A 1,296-nucleotide genomic window follows, 5' to 3' on the forward strand; every position below is an offset into this window, starting at 1 on the left:
CCTGACTTGTTGAATCGACCCCAGATGCTCGGTCTGCAGCCGTAGCGTCCAGGGTGTCGGTCGGCATGGGCCCGCAGTGCTCCTTGCCGCCCTCGGGCTGGCTCACTGATAGCGTGCCGCCGCCGGCCGACACCCGCGCGGTGTGGCTCGACAGAGGCATGAAGGTGACGCAATGACTTCAAGTCAGGGTGCCCGCCGCACCCCCCTTCCGGTCTCATCGAGTGCGAGGGCAGCAGCCTGTGATCCTGATCGGTGTCGATCCCCACAAGTCGTCCCACACCGCCGTCGCCGTCGACGCTGCAGGCCACCAGGTGGCCCAGCGCCGGTTCGCCGTCAACGCCGGAACCTTCCGCCAGCTGATGCGCTGGTGCGAGCAGTGGCCCGACCGCCGTTTCGCGGTCGAGGGCGCCGGCGGCCTGGGCCGCTCGCTCGCCCAGCAGTTGGCCGCCGCGGGCGAGAAGGTGGTCGATGTGCCCTCCACCCTGTCGGCCCGGGCCCGGCTGCTGGCCACCGGCGGAGACCGCAAGACCGATGCCAAGGACGCCCTCCACGTCGCCCAGGTCGCCCTCTTCCGCCATGACTTGCGCCCCGTGGTCCCAGAAGACCAGACCACGATCCTGCGGCTGCTGACCGAGCGGCGGGACGACCTGGTCCACGAACGCACCCGCGTCCTCAACCGACTCCACGCCGTCCTGCGTGATCTCCTGCCCGGCGGAGCACCCACCGGCCTGTCGGCCGACAAAGCCGCTACCCTTATGAAGGGCATCAGGCCGGTCACAGCCACCGACAACTGCCGTCGGGACATAGCCCGTGACCTGCTGGCCGACCTGCGCCGCCTGGACCGGCAGGTCAAGGACAACGAAGCCGAGATGCGCGAGGCGATCGCCGCGACCCGCACCACGCTGACCACCCTGCCGGGCCTGGGCACCGTGCTGGCCGCGAAGGTCCTCGGCCACATCGGGGACATCAGCCGGTTCCCCACCGAGCACCACTTCGCCAGCTATACCGGCAGCGCACCCCTGGACGCCTCCAGCGGCAACAACGTTCGCCACCGGCTCAACACCGGCGGCAACCGTGCGCTGAACTCGGTGCTGCACACCATCGCCGTCTGCCAGATCCGCGACGGCGGACGCGGGCAGGACTACTACCTCCGCAAGATCAGTGAGGGGAAGACGCCTTCGGAGGCTCGCAGGGCCCTCAAGCGACGCCTCTCCAACGTGGTCTACCGGATCATGAAACGAGATCAACGGAACCACCTCGCTCAAGCTGCTTGACACACAGAGGCGCTATGAGGTC

At 68.8% G+C, this 1,296-nt stretch carries 1 protein-coding gene; it reads left to right on the plus strand.

All coding sequences use genetic code 11. The features are described 5' to 3' along the window. Positions 1–239: 239 nt before the first annotated feature. Positions 240–1,274 carry an IS110 family transposase gene (locus KWI83_RS37690; protein ID WP_308122409.1) on the plus strand — a complete coding sequence of 345 codons (1,035 nt, stop codon included), beginning with the start codon at positions 240–242 and terminating at the stop codon, positions 1,272–1,274. The last annotated feature ends 22 nt before the right edge of the window (positions 1,275–1,296 follow it).

Source organism: Streptomyces sp. TRM70350, from assembly GCF_019219825.1.
Taxonomy (GTDB): domain Bacteria; phylum Actinomycetota; class Actinomycetes; order Streptomycetales; family Streptomycetaceae; genus Streptomyces.